Source organism: Chloroflexota bacterium, from assembly GCA_026713825.1.
Classification (GTDB): domain Bacteria; phylum Chloroflexota; class Dehalococcoidia; order Lucifugimonadales; family UBA1127; genus UBA1127.
The window spans coordinates 1-5,253 of sequence record JAPONS010000066.1; the positions used below are offsets into that span (position 1 = coordinate 1).

5 protein-coding genes are annotated in these 5,253 nt (G+C 69.3%); 3 read left to right on the forward strand and 2 right to left on the reverse strand.

Annotation, left to right across the window (positions count from 1 at the left end; genetic code table 11):
* On the reverse strand, positions 1 to 579 hold a 579-nt coding region (locus tag OXC99_07935; GenBank protein MCY4624913.1), incomplete at its 3' end, for an AIR synthase related protein.
* Between the two features lie 69 nt (positions 580 to 648).
* Positions 649 to 2,049 carry an amidophosphoribosyltransferase gene (gene purF, locus OXC99_07940; GenBank protein MCY4624914.1) on the reverse strand — a complete coding sequence of 467 codons (1,401 nt, stop codon included), beginning with the start codon at positions 2,047 to 2,049 and terminating at the stop codon, positions 649 to 651.
* A gap of 273 nt (positions 2,050 to 2,322) precedes the next feature.
* On the opposite strand from purF, the gene obgE reads away from it, so the two are divergent.
* The 3 genes from obgE to pyrE all read left to right on the forward strand — a co-directional run bounded on the left by obgE (position 2,323) and on the right by pyrE (position 4,851).
* The gene (obgE, locus tag OXC99_07945; protein MCY4624915.1) at positions 2,323 to 3,609 is read left to right on the forward strand and encodes a GTPase ObgE; all 1,287 of its coding nucleotides are present in this window, start codon (positions 2,323 to 2,325) and stop codon (positions 3,607 to 3,609) included.
* A gap of 73 nt (positions 3,610 to 3,682) precedes the next feature.
* Positions 3,683 to 4,288, forward strand: coding sequence for a nicotinate-nucleotide adenylyltransferase (gene nadD, locus OXC99_07950; protein MCY4624916.1), 606 nt, complete (start codon positions 3,683 to 3,685; stop codon positions 4,286 to 4,288).
* Positions 4,285 to 4,851: an orotate phosphoribosyltransferase gene (pyrE, locus tag OXC99_07955; GenBank protein MCY4624917.1), complete on the forward strand. Its 567-nt coding sequence runs from the start codon at positions 4,285 to 4,287 to the stop codon at positions 4,849 to 4,851. The genes nadD and pyrE overlap by 4 nt, the downstream gene beginning before the upstream one ends.
* Positions 4,852 to 5,253 lie beyond the last annotated feature (402 nt).

The following is a 5,253-nucleotide window of genomic DNA, read 5'->3' on the forward strand; positions in this document are numbered from 1 at the left end:
TACCAGCGAGTACCCGTTCGTGTGCAGCCCGCTCGAAGGCAGCCCCAGCAGCGCGTCGCCCGCCCTGATGCCGCTCCCGTCGATGACGCCCTCGCGCTCCACGGCCCCCACCACGAACCCCACCAGCTCGACGTCCTCGCCCTGGTACATGCCCGGCATCTCCGCCGTCTCCCCGCCGATCAGCGCGCAGTCGAGCCCCCGGCACGCCCGCGCCAGCCCCTCGACCAACTGCTCCACCTTCTCCGTCGCCAGCGCGCCCATGCCCATGTAGTCCAGGAAGAAGAGCGGCTGCGCCCCGCACGTCAGGATTTCGTTCGTGCAGTGGTGGACGATGTCCTCGCCGACGGTGTCGTACCGCCCCATCAGGCTCGCCACCCGCAGCTTGGTGCCCACGCCGTCCGTGTGCGCGACGAGCACCGGGTCGCGGTACCCCGTCACCTTGTACAGCGCCCCAAACGCCCCGATGTCGCCGAGCACACCAGGGGTGAAGGTCGACCTGGCAAGGGAAAAAATACGGTCCTTGGCGCTGCCGGCGGCGTCGCGGTCAACGCCGGCCTGTCTGTAGGCGTCAGTTGCCAACGCAGATACCCTCCGGGAAGTGGTTCGGTGTGTCTGGACGGAAGATGCCGGAACTGGACGGCGCGACGGCTACGGCCGCTCCAGCGCCAGCTTGTCCATCTCCAGTTGGACCTCCACCGGGTAGTTGCCGGTGAAGCACGCGGAGCAGCTATGCGCGTGCGGCCTGCCGATGGCCTTGAACAGCCCTTCCACGCTCAGGTACCCCAGCGAGTCCGCGCCGATGAACTCGCAGACCTCCGGCACGGTCTTGTTCGCCGCAATCATCTCGGACTTCCTCGCCATGTCCACCCCGAAGTGGCACGGCGAGAGGATCGGCGGCGCGCACACCCGGAGGTGCACTTCCTTCGCCCCCGCGCTCCGCAGCAGGTTCACCACGTGCGGCGTCGTCGTCCCCCGCACGATGCTGTCGTCCACCACCACCACCCGCTTGCCCTCGAGCACCTCTGGCAGCGGGTTGAACTTCAGCCTGACGCCCAGGTCCCGCAGCCTCTGGTCCGGCTCGATGAACGTGCGCCCCACGTATCGGTTCTTGACGAGGCCCTCCTGGTACGGCAGCCCTGAGGCCTCCGCATACCCCGTCCCCGCCGCAATGGCCGAGTCCGGGATCCCCATGACCATGTCCGCATCGACCGGGTGCTCCACCGCCAGCTGCCGCCCCATCTCCCGCCGCGCAGCGTGTACGCGCTTGCCGTCGAGAATGCTGTCGGGCCGCGCGAAGTAGATGTACTCGAACGAGCAGAGCGCGTGCCTGCCCTCGTTGCCCTTGTGGATGCTGCGAAGCCCCTCACTGTCGATGAGCACCGCCTCGCCCGGCTCCAGCTCCCGCAGCAGCTTCGCGCCGATGTGGTCCAGCGCGCACGATTCCGACGCGACCACCCACCCGCCGCGGAACATGCCCACGCACAGCGGCCGCACGCCCAGCGGGTCCCGAAACGCGATCAACTCCGTGGGCGTCAGCGCCACCACCGAGTACGCGCCCTGCAGCCGCCGCATCATGTACCCGAGCCGCTCGCCCCACGTCACGCCGGGCGCGTTCGCCAAAAGCTGCGCGATGACCTCCGAGTCCGTCGCCGTCGTGAACCGGAGCCCCCAGGTCTCCTCCAGTTCCGTGCGCAGGCTGACCGCGTTGATGACGTTGCCGTTGTGCCCCAGCGCCAGCCGGCCGTTGCTGCCCGTCACCTCCAGCGGCTGCGCGTTGTCGAGGTACGAGGCGCCGGTGGTCGAGTACCGTGTGTGCCCGATAGCCATGTCGCCGGGCAGCCGGTCGAGGTCGAATTCGTGGAAGGCCTGGGAGACAAGCCCCATCTCGCGGCGGCAGAAGATCGTGCGGCCGTCCGCCGACGCAATGCCCGCAGACTCCTGCCCTCGATGTTGTAGGGAAAAGAGGCCGAAGAATGCGGTCCTTGCCGCCTCTTCGCCCGGAGTGTAAACGCCGACTACGCCACAGGCTTCCCGGGGTGGATTAGCCACACACCCTCCTGAACATCGGTCCGGCGCAATGGGGGATGAAAGAAGCAACGCCAGTATACGCTGGCCCTCTCCACAGGGTCAACGCACCAGGACAACCCTTTGTCGCAAAACCCGCTCTCTCCGCAGGCTATGCCATTCCCATAGAGCCAACAACCTCCCGCCTGCTACAATGAACAGAGAGTCCCTAGCGCACCCGGCTACATCCCAACATTCTCAACGGGACTACTACAAGCATCGTTATTTCTCTTCCACATACAGGCTGAAAGGTTACTGATGATTGACACCGGGGAGATCCACGTCCAGGCGGGAAACGGGGGTGATGGCTTTGCCTGCTTCCGCCGGGAGAAGTTTGTCGAACGTGGCGGCCCCGAGGGCGGCGACGGCGGCAATGGCGGCTCGGTGTACCTGTTCGCCACAACCTCCGAGAACACGCTGCGCCGATTCCAAACGAATCGAAGGTTCCGCGCCGGTCACGGCCAACCCGGCTCCAAGTCCAACAAGCACGGCAGAAGCGGCGACGACGTCCACATCCCCGTCCCCGTCGGCACCGTCGCAACCTGCCTGACCCCCGACGGCGCCGAGACCCTCCGCGTGGACCTCGCCGAGGACGGCCAGACAGCCCTCGTAGCGCAGGGCGGCGGTGGCGGCAGGGGCAACGCCCACTTCGTGACCGCCGTCAACCAGGAGCCCCTCCTCCGAGAGGCTGGAGAGCCCGGTGAAACCTTTCGTGTCCGCCTCGAGGTCAAACTGCTCGCCGACGTCGGCGTCATCGGCGTCCCCAACGCCGGCAAGTCGAGCTTCGTCGGCCGCGTGACCGCCGCTAGCCCCCGCGTCGCCGCCTACCCCTTCACGACCCTCGAGCCCCAGTTGGGAGTGGTGGAAAACCGTGGGAAACCTGTGGTGTTGGCCGAGATCCCCGGCCTCCTTGAGGGTGCCCACCTCGGCGTCGGCCTCGGCCACGACTTCCTCCGCCACGCCGAGCGCACCCGCCTCTTCCTCCACCTCGTGGACGGCGGCGCCCTCGACCCCCTCGCCGACTACCGCCAGGTGAACGAGGAGCTCGCCCAGTACGACCCCGCCCTCGCCGGCCGCCCGCAGGTGGTCGTCATCACCAAGTCGGACACCGACGAGACCCAACTGCAGCTTGAGGATGTCACCGCGGCCCTCAAGCCCCTCGGTGTGAACCCGCTCGTCATGTCCACCGCCACCGGCGACGGCGTCCAGGCCGTCCTCGACCGCGTCCTGCAGGCCCTTGAGGCCACGCCCCAGCCGGAAGAACCGGCAGTCGCCACGCCACTCCCGGCCCGGCGCCGGCGTCCCAGCCGCAACGGCCGCGTCGAACGCGATGAGGACGGCGAATACATCGTCCACTGGTTCGCCGCCGAGCGCCTCGTTACCCTCGCCAACGTCGACGACCACCGCGTCGTCGGCCAGCTCCTGCACGAGTTCCGTCGTCTCGGCGTCACCGCCGCCCTCGAGGCCGCCGGCGTCGGCTACGGCGACATCGTCCAGATCGCCGATTGGACCTTCCCGTGGGGAGAGGCCCTCCAACCCGCATGAGTTCCGCCTTGACTCGCCTCTCCCGCCCTCCCTACCATGAGGCGGACGCACCACGGACGCCGGAGGCCGCGCTATGAAGCTGGGGGTTCTGGGCGGCACGTTCGACCCCATACACCTCGGCCACATGGCCGCCGCCGATGCCGCTCGCGCCGCCGTCTCGCTCGACCGCGTCCTCTTCATCCCAGCCGGCGACCCGTACCTGAAGGCGGGCACGGCGATCAGCCCCGGCGAGGACCGCCTCGCCATGGTCCGCGCCGCCATCGAGGGCCACGCGGGCTACGAGGCCTCCACGATCGAGCTCGACCGCCCCGGCCCGACCTATACCGAGGAGACGCTGGCGGAGCTGCAGGATGCCCACGGGCCGGACACCGAGCTGCACTTCATCGTCGGCGCCGACACCGTCCACGACCTCTCGCGCTGGCACGCCCCGGCCGAGGTGCTGTCCCGCTGCACCCTGGTCGTCATGGGCCGCCCCGCGCAGGGCGACCTCGACCTCGCGGCGCTCGACGCCATCGCGCCCGGCTCGACAGCACGAGCCGTCGCAGTCGACCTCGACGTCGAGGTCAGCGCCACCGAGATCCGCCGCCGCGCGGCCGCGGGCGAGTCGCTGGAGGGCCTCGTCCCCCCGGCCGTCGAGCGGTACATAAGAGAACACCAACTGTACAAGGAGCAGCCATGAGCACCGAGCGACGCCAGCGGGTCCTGGAGCTTGCCAAGGAGCTGGGGGCGCTGACCTTCGGCGACTTCATCCTCACCTCCGGCCAGCACAGCAGTTACTACTTCGACGGCCGCCTCCTCTCGCTGGACGCCGAGGGCGCCGCGCTTCTCGGCGCGGAGTTCCTCGATGTCGCGAAGGCCTCCGGCGCGACCGCCATCGGCGGCCTCACCCTCGGCGCCGACCCCATCGTCGCCAGCGTCGCCGTCGAGAGCCACCACGCAGGCACCCCCGTCCGCGCCTTCATCGTCCGCAACGAGGCCAAGACGCACGGCGCCGGCCGCCTCATCGAGGGCCCCCTCCCCTCCGGCGCCAGCGTCGTTATCGTCGACGACGCCTGCAGCACCGGCGGCTCCCTCTTCCAGGCCATCGCCGCCGCCGAAGCCGAGGGCTGCACCGTCGCCCACGTAGCAACCGTCATAGACCGCCACCAGGGCGGCAGCGACGAGATCCGCCGCCGAGGCTACCCCTTCACCGCCCTCCTGGAGTCCAGCGACGACGGCCAAGTCCGCGTAGTAGAGACCTAGCCCCCTTCTCCATACCGGCGAACGCCGGTATCCAGGGGCGGGGCGCGCTTGCAGAGGAGAACCCCCGCAAGAGCCGCCACCCCCACACACCTCGTCGTTCCCGCGGAAGCGGGAACCCAGGGCAGGGGCGGACGGGAGGGGCCGCCCTCACCCCAGACACCACCCCCGCCCCCCGCTACGTCATTCCTGCGCAGGCAGAGCCTGCCCCCGCGAAGGCGGGGGAATCCAGAGGGGTGAGGGGCGGGGCATGCTCGCAGCGGAGGACCTTGCAAGAGCCCCCCACCTCGCACCGCTACCGTCATTCCTGCGAAGGCAGGAATCCAGAGGTGTGGTGGGCGGGGCCGCCCAACCCTCCCTAAAGCCACCCCCCCACCCCCCACCCTCCCCCCTCCGCAACGACGA

What these genes read in the sequence shown, in the direction of transcription:
- nadD (MCY4624916.1), top strand. Translation starts at nt 3,683, where the DNA reads ATGAAGCTGGGGGTTCTGGGCGGCACGTTCGACCCCATACACCTCGGC.
- obgE (MCY4624915.1), top strand. Translation starts at nt 2,323, where the DNA reads ATGATTGACACCGGGGAGATCCACGTCCAGGCGGGAAACGGGGGTGAT.
- pyrE (MCY4624917.1), top strand. Translation starts at nt 4,285, where the DNA reads ATGAGCACCGAGCGACGCCAGCGGGTCCTGGAGCTTGCCAAGGAGCTG.